Origin of the sequence: Rhizobium leguminosarum bv. viciae USDA 2370 (assembly GCF_002008365.1) — a bacterium.
In the GTDB taxonomy this organism is placed as follows: Bacteria; Pseudomonadota; Alphaproteobacteria; order Rhizobiales; family Rhizobiaceae; genus Rhizobium; species Rhizobium leguminosarum.
Window position 1 is genome coordinate 49,607 of the sequence record NZ_MRDL01000025.1, and the last position, 18,480, is coordinate 68,086.

Consider the following 18,480-nt stretch of genomic DNA (forward strand, 5'->3'; position numbering starts at 1 on the left):
GGTCATTCGCCGCTTATCGCTCCGGCAGTTCTCCCTGCTGGGGAGAAGTGGCAGACGGTGATGTCTCGGCCAGTTCCAGCAATGCCCGGGCAGCACTTTCGTCGGTGATCAGCGTGTTGCAGCCGATGCGCTTGATCGTCGCACGGATTGCCACGGCCCGATGGGCGCCGCCGGAGGAGAGCACGATGTGCTTGGCCTCCTTCAGCGTGTCGAGATCGACGGACATGACGCGCCGATTGATCGAATGATCGACCGAATTGCCGTCCCTGTCGAGGAAGTTGAACATCGTGTCGCAGACGCAGCCGGCATCGATCAATTGCTGCAACTCGGCCTTTGATATCCAGCCCTCCGACAGCGAGGTCGAATGCGGGCCGATATCGCCGCAGCTGACGATCGCCAGATCGAGGTTCTCGGCGAGGCGATAGATCGTGTCCAGCCCGCATTTCTCGATCAGATTGCGCTTGGTCTCGATGGAATCGACGAGAAGCGGCGCCAGGAACATGTAGCATTCGGCGCCGAGCTGGTTTGCCAGCCGCCATGTGTAATCGATCGGGTTCGTCTGGTGCACGGCGACGATGCCGCCGAGCAGCGAGACGACCTTGCAATTGGCGCGGCGCGGCGGCCGGAAGCTCGACAGCGAGGCGGTCATGGTGCGGCCCCAGCCGACGCCGATGGTATAGTCGTCGGGGATGGCTTCGGAGAGGAACTGGCCAAGCGCCAGGCCGACATTTTTAGCCAGCGAATTGACGTCACCATTGACCGGCGCAGGGACGACGATCGCCTCATCGAGGCCATAGGCACGCTCCAGCTTCACCGAAAGTTCAACGCAGTCGCCGATCGAATCGTTGATCCAGATCTGGACTTCGCTGCGCTTCATCGCCTCGTCGAGCAGACGGATCACCGTCGTGCGGCTGATGCCGAGCTGTTCGGCCACATCCTTCTGGGTCAGGCCCTCGTTGTAATAGAGCCATGCCGCCCTTAGCCGCAGCGAGGATGCCTCCGAATAGGCCGTGTGCGTGCCGCGTTTGAGCTTGACCACATCTCCTCCGCACGATTTCCTGCCCTAGATCCCTCATGGGATGAAAGGCCTTAGCGACGCTTTTGTTGCCGGGGATAATGACGGGCGTGACACTTATGTCAATTGAAATGCACAAATGTCCTTGACTTTTCGTTAGGCGAACGGCGATAGTCCGGGTGACACACGTCGTTCTTGTCCGTCCGAGGAGGACATAGTGCGGGCATGCCGAAAGTCACGACCGGCCTTCCAGCCGCAAGCGGCATCGCTTGCGTTCGGGAACACGGCTACCGTCCTTCACGTTTGTGAATCATCCGTGACGGATGCGCGCATTTTCGCCTGCAGCATGCAAACAACCTGTCGGTAGATCACCTTTGCCCGGCGGAACTCGCGCCGGTCGCAGCCCAAGTTCAACAAGGATTATTGACCATGACATCCAAGCTTGACCAACTCCGCGAGATTACCACCGTGGTCGCCGATACCGGCGACATCGAAGCCGTCGCACGCCTGAAGCCTGTGGATTGCACGACGAACCCGAGCATCGTGCTCAAGGCTCTCGGCACGCCGATGTTTGCTGACGCCATCAAGGAAGCCGTCGCCTGGGGCAAGAAACAGGGCGGCAATCCCGAAGCCGTTTCATCAGCCGTCGCCGATCGTCTCGCCATCTCCGTCGGCGCAGCCCTGGTGAAGCTCGTCCCAGGCCGCGTCTCGACCGAAGTCGACGCCGATCTTTCCTTCGATACCGAGGCTTCGCTTGCCAAGGCGCGCGCAATCATCGCCGCCTACAAGGATCGCGGCATCGGCCAGGACCGCATCCTCATCAAGCTCGCTTCCACCTGGGAAGGCATCCGCGCCGCGGAAGTCCTGCAGAAGGAGGGCATTGACTGCAACCTGACGCTTCTTTTCAGCAAGGCCCAGGCGATCGCTTGCGCCGACGCCAAAGTGTTCCTGATCTCGCCCTTCGTCGGCCGCATCCTCGACTGGTACAAGAAGTCGACCGGCAAGGACTACACTGCCGAGGAAGATCCGGGCGTCATCTCCGTCCGTGAAATCTACAACTACTACAAGGCGAACGACATCAAGACGATCGTCATGGGCGCCTCCTTCCGCAGCGCCGGCGAAATCGAAGCCCTTGCCGGCTGCGACCGCCTGACCATCAGCCCGAACCTGCTCGACGAGCTGGCCAAGGATGAAGGCAAGCTGGAGCGCAAGCTCTTGCCGGACAGCCGCAAGCCGGATCCGAAGGTCTCGGTCGACGAGAAGACCTTCCGCTGGATGATGAACGAAGATGCGATGGCGACGGAAAAACTCGCCGAGGGCATCCGCGCCTTCGCCAAGGATCTGGGAACGTTGCGCACCATGGTGCAGAAGGAACTGCAGCTCGCCGCCGCCTGATAAGGCACGGCATGCAATCGGAGGCGCGGCTGCCGGCTGGCAGGCGCGCCTTTTTCGTGGTGTTATCAAGCGCATATGCTGTCGGAGACCGATATGGCGGATGAGGAACGAGCAAATTCGCTGGCGGCATTTGCCTACAAGCATGCGAGCTTCATCATCGCCGCCCTTGCCGGACTGGTGGTCTTCCTGCTTCTGACGTCGCGCGACGTCAGCGCCGGCAACATCCTGTTCGGCTGGAATGTCAGCGCTGGCGTTTTTGTGGCTCTCAGCTGGCGCAAGATGCTGCGGGCGACGGTCGAAAGCATCCGGAAACGCTCCGCGGATCTCGACTTCTCCGACACCGTCCTCTTGGCTCTTTCGATCGGTGCGGCACTTGCCAGCATCGCCGGCATCGGCTTGGAGCTCCACTCGATCAAGGAGGCGGCACCTGACGTCGCGCTGGCGCGGGCAGGTGCCGCGGTTCTGACGATCCTGATCTCCTGGATCTTCCTGCATACGCTCTTCACCATCCACTATGCCCATTATTTCTATGGCGGGGCGGACGAGGAGGGCGGGCTCAAGTTTCCCGACGGGATTGAAGAGCCCGGTTACTGGGATTTCCTCTATTTCTCCTTCACCATCGGCGTTGCCGCACAAACGGCGGATGTCGCGGTCAGTTCGACCAGCATGCGCAAGCTGACGCTGTTGCATGCCGTGCTATCGTTTCTGTTCAATACGACGATCCTGGCGCTGGCGATCAATGTCGGGGCGAGCCTGCTTTAGACATCAAAAAAGCAGAACACGATGCAATGCGAAAACCGCTCACACTTTTAGGCATCATGCTCTCGCCGCCGCCCTGAAGAAGGACTCGAACTCGGCCAGGTCGCCGGCGGCGACATCCGAAATCGCCCAGAACACGAGCCCGCCATCCGACCATTGCGTCATGTTGTAGCCGTCATGCACCGTCGTCGTCTGCACGGCCGATGCCGCCGGCCAGATGAACAGGTTGATGACATGGCCATGGCGCCGGTAGACGAGGGCCGCAACGGCGCGATCGCCGATATAGTCGACACGTCCGCCGACCAGCGGAAAGCCATCCTTGGCGAGATCGCTGACCGGCGGCGAAAAATCGATCTTGCCGTTGAACCAAGGTTTTACTGTATGCTGATCCGAGGTTAGCACGTCGGTCAGATGATCGGCCATCATCGACCTGACATGGCTTGCCATGATCTGGTCCTGCAAAAGCACGGTCTGCGACGGCGCGTTGACAAATAGGATGGCGCCTGCCGCCAGGACGGCGAGCGAAGGCACGAAGCTCCATTGCCGAATGAAATCCAAGGCACGGCGCCAGACAGGCGCCTGGCGCGGCGGGGACAGGCTGGACGCCGCCGCTGCCTGTTCGAACGACAACATCGACAGGACCTGCGAACGCAGTGCCTCCGGCGGTCGCCACTTGACACCATCATGATCGATGATCTCTCTCACGGCACGGACGCTTTCCATCTCCGCGCTGCAATGCGCGCAGGTGGCAAGATGATCCTCGAATTGCGCTGCATGGGCGGAATCCAGCTCGCCATCGACAAAGCCGTGCAGCATGACGCGCCATTCCGGGCAGCTTTTCCGTTGGGCTTCACTCATCCTGCGGTCTCGCTCTTGTTGCATGCATCCCAGGCTTCGCCAAAGTCACGCCGCGCCCTGGCAAGTCGCGACATGACAGTGCCAATCGGCGCATCGATGATCTCGGCGATCTGCCGGTAGGAGAGATCCTCAAGCTCGCGCAAGACAAGAATTTCCCGCATCGCCTCCGGCAGCCGGCTGATAACAGCGCGCACGCGCTGCTGCTCGCTTCGCCGGATCGTTTCTGTCTCCGGCGAATCCTCCTCCGAGGCGATCTGGTACTCACCACCCTCATCAGGGTCAGCGTAGCCATCATTGCCCATAGGCTGCTCGAACCGCGCCTTGCGGCGATCCTGCTGGCGCCAGACATGGCAGCAGTTCCTCACGATGGCAAAGAGCCACGCGCGCGGATCGCCGCCACGATAGGTTTCGAAATTGCGGTAGGCGCGCAAGAACGCTTCCTGCACAATATCCTGTGCGGCATCTGCGTCGCGGCTGAGGAAGCGGGCAAAATTATAGGCCGCGTCAAGATGCGGAACGATCATGTCCTGAAAGCGCTGCATGAACTCGTGCTGCATGGTCGCATCCGCCGTCGAAGCGATCGGATCGCTGCTCGATTTTTCCGAGACCATGAGGTGCAATAGGCGGCCCACGCCGCCGAGAAACTCCGCTAGCGTTGATGGCCGAATGCGGGTTCTTGACGCGTGCCGGGCCAACAGCAGCGTCCAATCGGTCGATCCGACGGGATAGGTGATCTGAGCGTTTGTCATCATCCTCCCTGCCTCAACAGCAGCCGAATTTAGGCGTGAGACCGGCAGGCATGCAATGCGGTCCCTTGCCGTCTAGACCGATCGGCACGCGGTTTTATTCCACGCCGGCGCCGATTTTTCTGCACGCAGCGGGATACCGGTCGCGCGCGATAGAAATTACGTTTGTTTTTCAATCACTTGAAGAAATAGCGCTGGAGATCGGGAATAAGCGTTCCTTGCCGGCGATCTAGTTCGTCAGCGAGGACATATGAGCAATAGCCGTCTTCGCCACCAGAAATGCCATCAACAAGAGGAGGCATATTCATGTTTACCATGTCACGTCGCGCCGTCCTGGGGTCGGCTGCTGCGGCTGCTGCATTCGGGCTGTCGTCGAAGCTTGAATTCGTCATGCCGGCATTTGCTGCAACACCGCTGGAGCCGACGGTCGGCTTCTATAAATACAAGGTCGGCGATATCGAGATCACGGCAATCTACGACGGCATCTGGAGAAAGCCGCATGACCCGGCCTTCATCAAGAATGCCTCGATCGAGGATACCAAGGAGGCGCTATCGAAAGCCGGGCTTACCACCGAGTTCATGCCGATCCCGCTGACTGTCGTGGTCCTGAAGCTCGGCAACCGCCTGATCATGATGGATGCCGGCTCGGGCGTCGGCCAGTGGCAGGAAAATGCCACCCATCTGCCGGCGAACACGGCCGCGGCGGGGATTGACTACAAGAAGATCGATACGATCATGATCTCGCATTTCCATCCCGACCATGTCTGGGGACTGATGGAAAAGGGCACCAACAATCCCGTCTTCCCGAATGCCGAACTCATCGTCAATGCCGACGAATACAATTGGTGGACCGCGCCCGGCCGCGTCGAAAAGCTCGCCGAAGGCCGCAAGCCGGCAGGCAAGCGCATCGCCGAGGTCTTTCCGAAATGGAAGAACTGGAAGCTCGTCGCCGATGGCGCCGAAGTCGCACCCGGCGTGCAGCTTGTCGCCGCGCCCGGTCACACGCCCGGCCATTCGACCTATCTTGTCGCCTCCGGCAGCAGGCAACTGCTCGTCTCGGCCGATATCATGTATGTGCCGGCGCTGCTCGCACCCCATCCTGAATGGCAGGGCAGCTACGACCAGGATGGGCCGACGGCCATCGACACGCGCCGCCGTCTTATCGACCGCATCATTGCCGACAATATCGCGATTTGCGGCTCACATTTCCCATTCCCTGGCTCCGGCACCTTTGTCAAGGACGGAAGCGCCTATGGTTTCACGCCGACAATCCAGGCCTGAAAGGCCGAAAGGAGATCACCATGACGAAATATGCAATTCTCGGATACATCTGGCTTTGCGCTATATCCGCAGGCTTCTCCGCGGTGACGGCGCTTCCCGCCTTTGCCGTCGACAACATGCAATCGACAGATGCTCCCGACCTGACCTCGGTGCGGGCCAAGATCGATGCCAAGGACTATGCTGGTGCGTTGGCAGAGCTTCGCGGCCTTGCCGAAGACAACCAGCAGGCGGATGTCTATAATCTGATGGGATATACGCTGCGCAAGACGGGCGACTACAGAACGTCGCTGACCTACTACACCAAGGCGCTAGAGCTGCAGCCAGATCACAGGGCAGCGCGTGAATATCTCGGCGAACTCTATGTCGAGACGGGCGAGATGGCGAAGGCGGAGGAGCAGGTGTCATCGCTGAAGCAACTTTGTCCGAGCGGCTGCGAGGAACTCGAAGACCTGCAAGAGGTCATCGCGGCCAAGGGCGGCAATTGACCCGCATATGAACGCAAGAACAGGCGGGAGAGCCGCCTGCTCTTCTAACTGGAGGGTATGATGGAAAACGCGTCAAGCCGGCCCCGACTGGCTGATCTTATTCTTCTCCTGGGCAGGCTTCTGCTGTCACTGATCTTCCTGCACGAAGGTTGGTCACTCGCGGCAGATATCACCGCGACCATCGACACTTTCGCGAAACTGGGGCTGTCGGCACCGGTCGCGCTTGCCACCATTGCCCTTCAGATCGGCGCCGGCCTTTCCGTTGCGACAGGGCTCCTCAGCCGGCTTGGCGCACTGGCGCTGGCGCTCTTCTGCCTGGCGACCGCCTTGCTCTTTCACACGAATTTTGAGAGCCAGAACGAGCTGCTGCATTTCGAGAAGGACCTGGCGATTGCCGGCGGTATGTTCGTCCTGGTAGTTTCGGGTGCGGGATCGATATCGATCGACAAGCTGCTGAGAACGCAGACAAACAAAATGCCTCCTTGGCTCAGGGCGGTGTTGTCGTGAATGCGCACCGAAATCCGAAGGCGTAATGAATTTCGCGAGTACTCAGTGGCGCAATAAAACCGAATAAAACCGAACAAACAGAAGCGTCGATGCGGGCTACACTTTGGGCGATAGGTCAGGAGTGTGCCAGTGATGTCTTCCGCGCAAAACAATCAGCAAAAGCCAATTCTCGTCTTTCTCGCAAAAGACGCTGCCTGCGACATCGTCTCGAAATTGAATGAGAACGGATATGTCGCGGCGGCCGTGTCCGCGGTGCCGGAACTGTTCGACGCCTTGCGTTCGGACCGATATTTTCTGGTCGTAACGATGCGATCGGATATCGACATGGTCCGAAACATCAAGCCGATACCGGTCATCAATCTGGAGGTGTTCTTCCACACTGTCCAGTCGGCCACAAAGTCCGTCCGCTCCTCGAAGGAGTTCGACAGCGATGCATTTCTAAGAAGGATCGCGGCCCTCACGGAGTCAAGGACAGGCAGGGTTAGTGCAGTCCGAAGAGATCCGGCCGCAAACGAGACAGTGATTGCAAGCACGGCGAAGGCATCCCGGTGGCGGGCCGCCACATCTCTTCTGTTGAGTCGCCGCGCCGCGCCCAGCGCAGAACGAGCCGATTAGACGTGGGCGCATTCTCATCGCCGACAGACCGGTCTTCGCTCGATTCAGATCCCGATGACCCGGCGCGCGCGCTCTGGCCGGCCACGCTGGGCCACGTTGCCGACGGATCCTATGCGCATCTTTCTACCGGGTTTCGTCGGCTTGAAAGCGTCATTCCGAAACCAGAACTTCTGACTTGGTGCGGGTGTCTTCTCATGTTTCAGTTGCTCGGGGCAGCGTCAGCGAGCGGATATATCATCACGGCACTGTTCGTGCTCGTGGCGATCGGTCGTCTCGCCAGAAACGTTCTCCATAAGCTCACCGCACGGCTTCCGAAGCGCTCAGCGTTGAAGCATTACACGACGGCGATCGTCTCTCTGGTGTTCTTTTGCCTGCTGGTCGTTCGGATGTGTTTCATCGCCACCGTCATCATCGATAGCGCAATCCGAGGTGACCATGTGGAAGTCAGTGGCGACCCCGAAAGGCAGTTTTGACGGCGGACTCCGTGTCTGAAATCCCGCAACATATCTCAACATTATCGAATATAGCATTGCACGATACTCGATATCCTAAAGGCGGAGCGGTGTCGGCGCGGCGACAGATCGTGTGGTGTCTGATGTCCGGGAGATTAACCACTGCGGTTGACAGTGGCCGAGGCCGCCTGATGTAGACACGGTGAAACGTGGTAATTTCGCGCCGAGAGACATCTCCCGGCAAGAGAACGAATGACGATGGCATATGAAATGGCAGTTCCCAATCAGGCTCATATCCTCATCGTCGAAGACGATCCCGCAATCGCAGATATGCTGGTGGACCTAGTTCGAACCAGCGGCTTCGAGGCCTCGTCGGTGGAGAGCGGCGCGGCTATGGATCGAATGATGGCGCGACAGCAATTCGATCTCATCGTCCTCGATGCGATGTTGCCGGGCGAGGACGGCTTCAGCATCTGCAGGCGGCTTCGTGCGTCGTGCTCGGTGCCAATCCTGATGCTGACGGCACTCCAGGAGGATATCGACCGCATTCTCGGCCTGGAGCTCGGAGCCGATGACTATGTCACGAAACCATTCAACTCCCGCGAGCTGCTGGCCCGGATCAAGAGTATTCTCCGCAGAGCGTCCTATGCTCATCATCAGGAGGAAGCACTTGGACCGATGATGTTCTCGGGATGGCGCATCGATCCAAAAAGCCGTCAACTCCACGACGCCGATGGAGCGCAGGTTTCCATGACAACCGCGGAGTTCGATATCCTCCTGGCCTTCTGCTGCAATCCCAACAAGGTTTTGACTCGCGAACAGCTCTTGTCGATGACACATGCCGGATCAGCGGGGCCGGTCGAGCGCAGCATCGACGCCCACATCAGCCGGGTCAGGCAAAAGATAGAGCCAAATCTGAAAGATCCGTCGTTCATAAAGACGGTGCGGCTGGGCGGTTATCTTTTCGCATCCAAGGTAGAGCGTCTCTCTTGAGAAATTTCCGGCGGGCTTCGATCCAAAGCCAGATCCTCATATTGGCGACCTTCCTTGTCGTGCTCGTTTCCGTGGTGGCGACCGCCATGGAGCCCTATATCTACGGCCGTCATGATCGCGGCTTTCAAAACGGCCTGTTTGCTGCCAGAGCGGCGATGGTCGCGGAGCAATTTGCCCAGGCAAATTCAGCGCAAGATGAAGGCGCCGTTCTCACGAGAGCAGCAGCGCTAGGCGTTGGGGTCGAAAAATTGTCGCTAGACCGGCCGCTCGCCGGCAAACAGCAGATGGTATCTCCAGGCGAGCTGGTGGCGCGTATCAACACAATGCTCGCCGACAATATTTTCGCGGCATTTCATCGCTTCGTCATCGGTCAATCACACCCTGATGTCCTGACTGTCGGAATTGATGATAAGCGCGCCCTTGTCTTTCAACTGCCAGTTTTTCCCAGCTATGTGTGGTTTGTTCCAGCCGCGGCGAGCGGATTTTTAAAAATCGTCATCCCATTGGTGCTGCTCGCATATTTCAGCAGCCGGCTCATCACCGAACCTCTGAGGCACTTTGCCGCCGCTGCAAAACGAGCGAGCATGGAGGGCAGCTGGGAAAAGCCTTTCGAGCCGGACGGCGCATCCGAGATTCGAAGTCTGGCGGAATCGCTGAACGTTATGAGCGATCGAATCCAGAGCATGGCAGAGGATCGAACAAGAATGCTGAGTGGCGTGGGTCATGATCTCAGGACACCGCTGACGAGATTGCGGATGCGTGCCGAGCGTTCCGGCGAGCCCGAGCTTCGCAGCCTGATGCTGACCGATATCGCCACCTTGAGTTTCATGATCGACGAGTGCTTGGCCTATTTCAAAGACGCATCCACTGCGGAGGCTGATCGAAAGGTCGATATCTCAAGCCTGCTGCAGACGATTGCGACAGACTTCTCCGACATGGGCATCGATGTGAGCTTCACCGGTCCGCGGCGACTGGCGTTTATCTGCAAACCTCAGGCCCTTACTCGGGCAATTACCAATCTGGTCGACAATGCGTCTCGTTATGCAAAGCAAGTCGAAATCGATCTGCGAGAGATCGACGATGGCGGGATCAAAATATCGGTGGGCGACAACGGCCCTGGTTTGACCGATGAGGCCAAGGCGAAAGTTCTGGAGCCGTTCTTCAAAGTGGATAAATCCCGCCAGATCAGTGCCAAAGGCGGTTCTGGGCTTGGGCTCGGCCTTCCGATCGCCAAAGGGATCGTCACCAAAGCGCACAATGGACAATTGACGTTGTTGGACAGGAAGCCAACCGGCTTGGTCGTCGTGATCGATCTTCCCGCCCCTCAGGGGATCCAGCCCGGAGGCTCGCCGTCGATCCCTTCATCACATTGACTTACTGCCCGTCGTGGCGTCGTCACGCGTCGCGCTGCCTTCGCAGCAAAAGATCGCTCGCGAACATTTCCGCATATCATAGCAAACACAGCAACATTCGAATTCCATAAAACTGGTGCCAGCAGATCCCATGCCATTCGGCATTTCCAAAGCTGGAGCCAAGTCATTGATAAAAAATCTGAAAATCGGCGTTGCAGTGATGCTCGCCTGTTCGAGCGTTGCCGCATGCACGACCCCTGACCCCACGATTTATTCCGGACTTGCTTCGGCATCACAGCTCCAGCCGAACACTGAGGATAAAACCGGCCGCGTGCCGTATCGCTATCGGACGAAAGTCAACTGGAGCCAATACAACCGGATCATCGTCGATCCCGTTACCGTCTATAGCGGTCCTGACAGTCAGTTTGGCAAGCTTGCGGAAAAAGACAGGATCTTCCTGGCCAATTACATGCAGGCTCAATTCACCGAAAAATTGAAGACGCGCTTTGCGATTGTCAGCACACCCGCTCCGGCAACGCTCAGATTGCATCTGACACTGACGGGGGCGAAGGCGACGACCGCGGTACTCGGAACGGTCACGCGCATCGATGTTGCAGGCGGATTGTACAACACCGTTCAGGCCGCTCGCGGCCGAGAAGGTTCGATGACCGGTTCGGTGAATTATGCCGTGGAGGTCTATGATGCTGCGAGCAATCGTCTCCTGTCTTCCTATGTCACCAAGCAATATCCCAATGCAATGAATATCGGCGCAAGCTTCACGGCGATGGACGCCTCCATGGTGGGCGTCCGCAAAGGTGCCGATGCTCTGCTTGCCGAGTTGAAATAGGGGATAGGAGCAAAAGCCCTAGCCGTGTTCCATGCACGGCCGAACTAGCCGAGACGTTCGACAACAGAGAGGAAGGGCCGCATGCAGAAGTGGTGCGGCCCCGATGTCTTCAAACGGCTCCGCAACCGATCAGAGGATCGCCTGACCGGCCATCAGCGCAAGGACAAGGAAGATCAGGAAGATCACAAGCGCGATGCCGAAAAGAACGCGGGCGATCGTCGCGGTAGCTGCGGAGACGCCCGAGAAACCGAAGAAGCCGGCGATGATCGAAATCACGAAAAATATCAGAGCCCATTTCAGCATGACATCATCCTTTGCGTTTGCCTGGGAAAGACGCAGCAACCGGGAAAATGTTCCAGATCGCTTGAATGGAATGGCGATCTCTGTGAAGCACCTCCCGGTGCTACTGATGGGCATTGCGTCGAATTTCGTACCCTTGCTTTTCCCGCCGGTTCAGCCGTGATTGATCATCACGTGGCGTACGGCGGTGTAGTCCTCCAGTGCGTAGACCGACATGTCCTTGCCGTAGCCCGACTGTTTGAGGCCGCCATGCGGCATCTCGTTGACCAGCATGAAATGCGTGTTGATCCAGGTGCAGCCATATTGCAGGCGGGCGGCGGTCTTCATGCCGCGGCCGATATCCTTGGTCCAGACGGAGGAGGCCAGGCCGTAATCGCTGTCGTTTGCCCAGGCAACGGCATCATCGGCATCGGAGAAGCGGGTGACCGAGACGACCGGGCCGAAGACCTCGCGGCGGACGATTTCGTCGTCCTGCAGGGCGCCTGCAATGACGGTCGGCGTGAAGAAGAAGCCCTTGTCGCCGGAGACCTTGCCGCCGGCAGTGATCTCCATGTGCTTGTGCTCGGAAGCACGGGCGACGAAGCTCTCGACGCGGTCGCGCTGGCGCCTGGAGATCAGCGGGCCGATCTCGTTTTCGGTATCGTCGGCCTGGTTGAAGCGGATGCTCGAGACGGCTGAGGAGAGGTCGGCGACGAAATTGTCGTAGACCTTGGCATCGGCATAGATGCGGCAGGCGGCCGTGCAATCCTGGCCAGCATTGTAATAGCCGAAGGTGCGGATGCCTGCGACAACGGCATCGATATCGGCATCGTCGAAGACGATGACCGGGGCCTTGCCGCCGAGTTCCAGATGGGTGCGTTTGACGGTCTTGGCAGCGGCCTGCAGCACCTTCTTGCCGGTGGCGACATCGCCGGTGATTGAGATCATGCCGATCTTGGCATGATTGATCAGGGCGTTGCCGACACTTTCGCCACGGCCGAGAATGACGTTGACGACGCCTTCGGGAAGGATCTCGGAGAGCAGCTTGGCCATCTTCAGCGCCGTCAGCGGCGTCTGCTCCGAAGGCTTGAAGACGACGGTATTGCCGCCGGCGATGGCCGGCGCCAGCTTCCAGGCCATCATCATCAGCGGATAGTTCCACGGCGCGATCGAGCCGACGATGCCGATCGGGTCACGGCGGATCATCGAGGTGTGGCCGGGCAGATATTCGCCGGCCGCCGGTGCGTGCAGGTTGCGCACGGCGCCGGCGAAGAAGCGATAACAATCGACGATCGCCGGGATTTCGTCGTTCAGCACGGCATTGATCGGCTTGCCGCAGTTCAAAGCCTCCAGTGTGGCGAAGCCGACGGCATCCTTCTCGATCGCGTCGGCGATCTTCAGCAGGTAGCCGGAACGCTCGCCAGGCGTCGTCTGCGACCAGCTTGTGAAGGCTTTTTCGGCGGCATCGACGGCGGCGTCGACCTGGGAGAGCGAGGCTTCCGGAAGGTCGATCACTGTCTCGCCCGTCTTCGGGTTCAGGATGTGCTCTTCCGTCTCCGTGCCTCTTTCGAAGCGGGAACCGATCAGCATTTGGATATCCATGATGTTCTCCCTGTTATTTGCCAGCGCCGGCGATCTGGTCGCCATCGCGGGTGAGGTAATAGGCTGCCAGGATTGGCAGGAGGGTGACGAGCACCACGACCATGGCGACCACATTGGTGACAGGGCGCTGGCGCGGGCGGATGAGTTCTTCGAGCATCCAGATCGGCAAGGTCGATTGCTGGCCGCCGGTGAAGGTGGTGACGATGACCTCGTCGAAAGACAGGGCGAAGGCAAGCATGCCGCCGGCAAGAAGAGCGGTGCCGATATTCGGCAGGATGACATGACGGAAGGTCTGGAAGCCGTCGGCGCCGAGATCCATCGAGGCCTCGATCAGCGAGCCGGATGTGCGCCGGAAGCGAGCGACCGCATTGTTGTAGACGACGACCACGCAGAAGGTGGCGTGGCCGAGCACGATGGTCCAGACCGAAAACGGGATGTCGAACAGGCTGAAGGCGGAGCGCAGGGCAATGCCGGTGATGATGCCGGGAAGGGCGATCGGCAGGATGACCAGCAGCGAGATCGCCTCGCGTCCGAAGAACTTCGTCTGGCTGACGGCCGCAGCACAGAGCGTGCCGAGGACCAGCGCGATCGCCGTGGCGATGACGGCGACCTGTACGGAAAGGCTGAGCGCCGACCAGACATCCGGCCGGTTCCAGGCGACGGCAAACCACTGCAGCGTCAGCCCGGGCGGCGGCCACTGATAGCTCTTCTCTTCGGTCGTGAAGGCATAGACGAAGATCAGCAGGATCGGCAGGTGCAGAAAGAGCAATCCGACGGCTGCGGCGATCTTCAAGGTCAGTGGCGATGTCCTGTGGTCAGAGCGCATCGAAAGCCCCCATTTTCCTGGCGAGCGACAGATAAAGCGCCATGATGACGATCGGCACGACGGAGAAGGCGGCGGCGAGCGGCACATTGCCGGCCGTTCCCTGCTGGGCATAGACCGCCTGGCCGATGAAGAGCCTGGACGAGCCGATGATCTGCGGGATGATGTAATCGCCCAATGTCAGCGAGAAGGTGAAGATCGAACCGGCGACGATGCCGGGGAGCGCTAAGGGCAGGAGCACGGTGCGGAAGGTCTGGCGCGGCGTGGCGCCGAGATCCGCCGAGGCCTCGATCAGGTTGCCGGGCACCCGCTCGAGGGCCGCCTGCGTCGGCAGGATCATATAGGGGAGCCAGATATAGACGAAGACGATGAAGGTGCCGAGGTAGCTGACCGACAGTGAGTTTCCGCCGATGACGGGTAGGTTCAGGATGGCATCGAGCAGCCAGGAGAGATGGAGCTTCTCGAAGATCCAGGTGAGGATGCCCTCCTTGGCGAGGATTAGTTTCCAGGCGTAGATCTTGACGAGATAGCTCGACCAGAGCGGCAGCATGACGCCGAGGTAGAAGAGCGCCTTCCATTTGCCTTGCGCATAACGCGCCGCATAGTAGGCGATCGGGAAGCCGATCAGGGCGGCAGCGATGGTGACCAGCGCCGACATCACCAAGGTGCGGATGATGATGTCGAAATTCGCAGGATTCAGCAGCTGCGCATAGGTCGAGAGGGTGAATTCAGTATTCACCAGCCCGGAGAAATCGTCGATCGAGAAGAAGCTCTGCAGAAGCAGGGCGATCAATGAGCCGATATAGATGATGCCGAGCCAGAGCAGCGGCGGCGTCAGCATCAGGAAGAGCAAGAGCTTCGGGTGCCGCCAGAAGGCATCCGACAGTTGGCCGAAGAAACCTCCACGCCCCGGAAGGATCGAAGTCTTGCCGCCTGTGATGGTGAGCGCCGTCATGCCGCATCATCCATGTAGTGGATATCGGCCGGTTGCCAGGCGAGGCGGATACCGGCGCCGAGATCCGGCACTGGCGCGCCGGCGGGCAGCATGACATGCAGCCGGCTGCCCTTGAGGTCGACGCTGAGACGCGTGGCCGCGCCGAGGAAACTTGCATTTTCAACTTTCGCCTCGACGCCGTCGCTTGCCAGCCGGATCGCCTCGGGGCGGAGGCTCGCCCAGCGTTTCTCGCCGCCAAGCAAGGCCATCAGATCAGGCGCGATGACGTTCGACGAGCCGACGAAATCGGCGACGAAGCGGGTCCTCGGGCAGCGGTAGATATCCTGCGGCGTGCCTTGCTGGACGATGTTGCCATCGTTGAAGACGGCAACGCGGTCGGCCATGGACAGCGCCTCGCCCTGATCGTGGGTGACGAAGACGAAGGTGATGCCGAGCGCGCGTTGCAGGCTCTTCAATTCTTCCTGCATCTGCTCGCGCAGCTTCAGGTCGAGCGCGCCAAGCGGCTCGTCGAGCAGCAGCACCTTCGGCTTGTTGACGAGCGCGCGGGCGAGCGCCACGCGCTGCCGCTGGCCGCCGGACAACTGACCGGGGCGGCGGGCGCCGTAGCCCGGCAGCTTGACGAGTTCGAGTGCATCGCCTGCCGCCTTCATCCGCTCCGCCTTGCCGACGCCCTTGACCATCAGCCCGTAGGCAACATTGTCGAGGATGTTGAGATGCGGAAAGAGCGCATAGTCCTGGAACACGGTGTTGACGTTGCGGCGATAGGGCGGAACGCCGTCTGCCGTCTCGCCGAAGATCTGGATATGGCCCGCGGTCGGCTGCTCGAAACCGGCGATCAATCTCAGGCACGTCGTCTTGCCGGAGCCGGATGGCCCGAGCATGGCAAAGAATTCGCCGGGCGCGATCTCGAGATCGACGCCGTCGACGGCGCGAACCTGGCCGAAATGGCGCGATACCTGTTGGAAACGGACGGCGGGTGTCATGAGGGCTCCGGGTCTTGAGATGCACTGAACGGGTGAGATTCTTGCATACGCAAAAAACTCCTCCCCAACCCCTCCCCAGAAGGGCGAGGGACTTAACCTTCAGCACCCTCCGGATACAACCTTACTGCTGCATACAGCAGGGACGAGGCGGCGCCGCTGAAGCCCTCCCCCTTGTGGGGAGAGGTTGGGAAGGGGTCTTACGCTACAACAGTCCCCTCAGTGAGAACGCAAGTCACCGTCCGCCGATCACGCCGATATAATCCGACACCCAGCGATGATAGGGCACGCATTCGCCCTGCGTCGTGCATTTGGCGACAGGGGTTTTCCAGAACTTGATCTTGTCGAAGTGATCGAAGCCGTTGGTGGCGCAGCCGCTATCCCCCATCAGTTCATTGCCCTTGCAGGCCGCGGGAACGGAGGGCACGGCGCCGAACCAGGCGGCGGCATCGCCCTGGACCTTGGCCTTCAGCGAATGTTCCATCCACATATAGGCACAGTTCGGATGTTCGCTGTCGGCATGCAGCATGGTGGTGTCTGCCCAGCCGGTGACGCCTTCATCCGGGAAAGCGGAGGCGATCTTCTGCTTGTCGGCCTGCAGCAGGTTCACCTGGAAAGGCCAGGAACCGGAGGCGACGACGCCTTCGTTCTTGAAGTCGTCGATCTGGATCATCGCGTCGTGCCAGTAGCGGGAGACGAGCTTGCGCTGGCCGCGCAACAGGTCGAGGGCGGCCTTGTACTGGTCTTCGTTCAGCTCGTATGGGTCCTTGATGCCGAGATCCGGCTTGTGGGCCATCAGGTAGATGGCGGCATCGGCGATGTAGATCGCGCCGTCATAGGCCTGGACGCGGCCCTTGTTGGACTTGCCGTCGGGCAGTGTCTGCTCCTCGAAGACGACGTTCCAGCTGGTCGGCGCCTTGTCCTTGAAGGCATCGGTATTGTACATCAGCACATTCGGTCCCCAGAGATAGGGCACGCCGTAATGCACGCCACCGACCGTATACCACGGTCCGTTCTGCAGGCGCTCGTCGACGGTCTTGAAGCTCGGGATCAGATCGGTGTTGATCGGCTGGACACGCTTGCCGGCGATGAGACGGAGCGAGGCGTCGCCCGATGCCGTGACAAGATCGAAGCCCCCTTCGTTCATCAGCGACACCATTTCATCCGAAGTGGCGGCGGTCTTGACGGAAACCTTGCAGCCGGTCTCCTTTTCGAAATCGGTGACCCAGTCGTAGTTCTTGTCGGTTTCGCCGCGTTCGATATAGCCGGCCCAGGCGACAATGCTGACCGCGCCTTCGCCCTTGCCCAAGGCCTTCAGCGGTTCGGCGGCGATCACCTGCGTCGCGAAGCTCAGGCAGGTGAGCGCCGCCGTGCAGGATTTCAACAGATTCGTCATCATCCGTCTCCCGGTTTGCCACTTTCTGTGGCGGTTTGTTCCCGGATGAAAAGGTGACGCGAAAAAGCCGCTTTCGCAAATTCATTTATCAGAAAGACGGTATCGGAAATTCCGATATCAGCGGATGCGGCCGGATCGTAAGCTTTCGGCGATACCGACGAAGTCGCGCGCCGCCTGGGGCAGGCTGGAGCCCTTGCGCCAGACCATGCCGACCTGCACGACCGGCAGCGAACCGGAGACGTCGCGGCTCTCGATGCGGTCGCCTTCCAGCGACCATGGACGGTAGACGAGATCGGGAAGCAGGGCCACGCCGGCGCCTGTTGCAACCAGGCTGCGCACCGCCTCCACCGAGCGGGTGCGGAAGGCGACATGCGGGCGGGCGCCGAGTGCTGAGAGCAGCTTGCCGGTATTCTCCTCGATTTCGTCGACCGTCAGCATGATCAGCGGTTCGCGGGCGATGTCGGCGACCGAGATGATGTCGGCCGATACCAGCGGATGGCCCATCGGTAGCCATAGTCGATAGGGCGAGGTCTCCAGGATCTCCGCCTGCAGCGCCATGCGGTCGCGCAGGTTTGATATCACCATGACGGCGACATCAAGTTCGCCGCCGACCAGGAGATGTTCGAGGTAACCACCATTGTCCTCGATGGCGCTGACCTCGATGCCCGGACAGGCGCGCCGATATCGCGCCAGCAGGTCGGAGAGGACGTAGCCGGCGACAAGCGAGGTGACGCCGATGTTCAGCGTGCCGGAGAGGGCGCTTTGCTGGCCGGAAAAGCTGGTCCGTGCATCGGAGACGGAGGCCAGGATCTTCGTCGCATGACGCAGGAACTGGTGGCCGTTATGGGTGATCGTCAGGCCGCGCGGATGGCGCTCGAAGAGTTCGACGCCGAGGTCGGTTTCGAGCTCCTTTAGTGCTTCCGTCACCGAGGATTGCGAGATCGAAAGGTTCTGTGCGGCTCGCGTCACCGAACCCTGTTCGGCGACGGCGACGAAATATTGAACCTGGCGAAGCGTGAAGGCCATGGGCGTTTAGAGCATGGCGGAATAGGCCGTGGCAAGCGACCCAAAAAAGCGGACCTTTTTTGGTGTTTTCTCAAAATGGCGCAGGCTTCACACGCCCACTTAAACTTTCGGAAA

General features: G+C 59.9%; 20 protein-coding genes. 10 read left to right on the forward strand and 10 right to left on the reverse strand.

Annotated features, from left to right (window positions below):
• Positions 1 to 13: 13 nt before the first annotated feature.
• On the reverse strand, positions 14 to 1,039 hold the full coding sequence (locus BS629_RS11255) for a sugar-binding transcriptional regulator (protein WP_018243649.1): 1,026 nt from the start codon (positions 1,037 to 1,039) through the stop codon (positions 14 to 16).
• Between the two features lie 405 nt (positions 1,040 to 1,444).
• On the opposite strand from BS629_RS11255, the gene tal reads away from it, so the two are divergent.
• Both tal and BS629_RS11265 read left to right on the forward strand, forming a co-directional pair.
• Positions 1,445 to 2,410 (forward strand): transaldolase, encoded by a 966-nt coding sequence (gene tal, locus BS629_RS11260; RefSeq protein ID WP_026188531.1) that lies wholly within the window; start codon positions 1,445 to 1,447, stop codon positions 2,408 to 2,410.
• 93 nt (positions 2,411 to 2,503) lie between these two features.
• On the forward strand, positions 2,504 to 3,172 hold the full coding sequence (locus BS629_RS11265; RefSeq protein ID WP_018243647.1) for a DUF1345 domain-containing protein: 669 nt from the start codon (positions 2,504 to 2,506) through the stop codon (positions 3,170 to 3,172).
• 54 nt (positions 3,173 to 3,226) lie between these two features.
• Here BS629_RS11265 and BS629_RS11270 read toward each other — a convergent pair whose 3' ends face one another.
• Together BS629_RS11270 and BS629_RS11275 are read right to left on the reverse strand one after the other, a co-directional pair.
• On the reverse strand, positions 3,227 to 4,027 hold the full coding sequence (locus BS629_RS11270; RefSeq protein WP_018243646.1) for an anti-sigma factor family protein: 801 nt from the start codon (positions 4,025 to 4,027) through the stop codon (positions 3,227 to 3,229).
• A complete protein-coding gene (locus tag BS629_RS11275; protein ID WP_018243645.1) occupies positions 4,024 to 4,779 on the reverse strand; it encodes a sigma-70 family RNA polymerase sigma factor in 756 nt (251 codons plus the stop codon). The genes BS629_RS11270 and BS629_RS11275 overlap by 4 nt, the downstream gene beginning before the upstream one ends.
• 300 nt (positions 4,780 to 5,079) lie before the next feature.
• Between BS629_RS11275 and BS629_RS11280 the strand changes: the two genes are divergently transcribed.
• From BS629_RS11280 to BS629_RS11315, 8 genes are all read left to right on the forward strand, one after another.
• Complete coding sequence (locus tag BS629_RS11280; protein ID WP_077988237.1) at positions 5,080 to 6,054, forward strand: MBL fold metallo-hydrolase; 975 nt, start codon at positions 5,080 to 5,082, stop codon at positions 6,052 to 6,054.
• A gap of 20 nt (positions 6,055 to 6,074) precedes the next feature.
• A complete protein-coding gene (locus BS629_RS11285) occupies positions 6,075 to 6,539 on the forward strand; it encodes a tetratricopeptide repeat protein (protein WP_018243643.1) in 465 nt (154 codons plus the stop codon).
• A 57-nt stretch (positions 6,540 to 6,596) separates the two neighbouring features.
• On the forward strand, positions 6,597 to 7,046 hold the full coding sequence (locus BS629_RS11290; protein ID WP_077988238.1) for a DoxX family protein: 450 nt from the start codon (positions 6,597 to 6,599) through the stop codon (positions 7,044 to 7,046).
• Between the two features lie 123 nt (positions 7,047 to 7,169).
• Positions 7,170 to 7,661, forward strand: a complete 492-nt coding sequence (locus BS629_RS11295; protein ID WP_018243641.1) for a hypothetical protein — start codon at positions 7,170 to 7,172, stop codon at positions 7,659 to 7,661.
• 194 nt (positions 7,662 to 7,855) lie between these two features.
• Positions 7,856 to 8,134, forward strand: a complete 279-nt coding sequence (locus BS629_RS11300; protein ID WP_018243640.1) for a hypothetical protein — start codon at positions 7,856 to 7,858, stop codon at positions 8,132 to 8,134.
• Positions 8,135 to 8,365: 231 nt separating this feature from the next.
• The gene (locus tag BS629_RS11305; protein ID WP_018243639.1) at positions 8,366 to 9,106 is read left to right on the forward strand and encodes a response regulator; all 741 of its coding nucleotides are present in this window, start codon (positions 8,366 to 8,368) and stop codon (positions 9,104 to 9,106) included.
• A complete protein-coding gene (locus BS629_RS11310) occupies positions 9,103 to 10,479 on the forward strand; it encodes a sensor histidine kinase (RefSeq protein ID WP_018243638.1) in 1,377 nt (458 codons plus the stop codon). The genes BS629_RS11305 and BS629_RS11310 overlap by 4 nt, the downstream gene beginning before the upstream one ends.
• Positions 10,480 to 10,645: 166 nt before the next feature.
• On the forward strand, positions 10,646 to 11,305 hold the full coding sequence (locus BS629_RS11315; RefSeq protein WP_077988263.1) for a DUF3313 domain-containing protein: 660 nt from the start codon (positions 10,646 to 10,648) through the stop codon (positions 11,303 to 11,305).
• A 129-nt stretch (positions 11,306 to 11,434) separates the two neighbouring features.
• Here the strand turns inward: BS629_RS11315 and BS629_RS11320 are convergent, their stop codons facing one another.
• The 7 genes from BS629_RS11320 to BS629_RS11350 all read right to left on the reverse strand — a co-directional run bounded on the left by BS629_RS11320 (position 11,435) and on the right by BS629_RS11350 (position 18,366).
• Positions 11,435 to 11,608: a DUF1328 domain-containing protein gene (locus tag BS629_RS11320; RefSeq protein ID WP_003552965.1), complete on the reverse strand. Its 174-nt coding sequence runs from the start codon at positions 11,606 to 11,608 to the stop codon at positions 11,435 to 11,437.
• A gap of 150 nt (positions 11,609 to 11,758) precedes the next feature.
• Complete coding sequence (locus BS629_RS11325; protein ID WP_018243636.1) at positions 11,759 to 13,186, reverse strand: gamma-aminobutyraldehyde dehydrogenase; 1,428 nt, start codon at positions 13,184 to 13,186, stop codon at positions 11,759 to 11,761.
• 13 nt (positions 13,187 to 13,199) lie between these two features.
• Positions 13,200 to 14,012, reverse strand: coding sequence for an ABC transporter permease (locus tag BS629_RS11330; protein WP_018243635.1), 813 nt, complete (start codon positions 14,010 to 14,012; stop codon positions 13,200 to 13,202).
• Positions 14,002 to 14,964 (reverse strand): ABC transporter permease, encoded by a 963-nt coding sequence (locus BS629_RS11335; protein ID WP_018243634.1) that lies wholly within the window; start codon positions 14,962 to 14,964, stop codon positions 14,002 to 14,004. The genes BS629_RS11330 and BS629_RS11335 overlap by 11 nt, the downstream gene beginning before the upstream one ends.
• A complete protein-coding gene (locus tag BS629_RS11340; RefSeq protein ID WP_018243633.1) occupies positions 14,961 to 15,947 on the reverse strand; it encodes an ABC transporter ATP-binding protein in 987 nt (328 codons plus the stop codon). Before BS629_RS11340 ends, BS629_RS11335 begins: the two co-directional genes overlap by 4 nt.
• 232 nt (positions 15,948 to 16,179) lie before the next feature.
• Positions 16,180 to 17,340, reverse strand: a complete 1,161-nt coding sequence (locus BS629_RS11345; protein WP_018446010.1) for an ABC transporter substrate-binding protein — start codon at positions 17,338 to 17,340, stop codon at positions 16,180 to 16,182.
• Positions 17,341 to 17,457: 117 nt separating this feature from the next.
• Positions 17,458 to 18,366, reverse strand: coding sequence for a LysR family transcriptional regulator (locus tag BS629_RS11350; protein WP_003566676.1), 909 nt, complete (start codon positions 18,364 to 18,366; stop codon positions 17,458 to 17,460).
• Between the last annotated feature and the right edge of the window lie 114 nt (positions 18,367 to 18,480).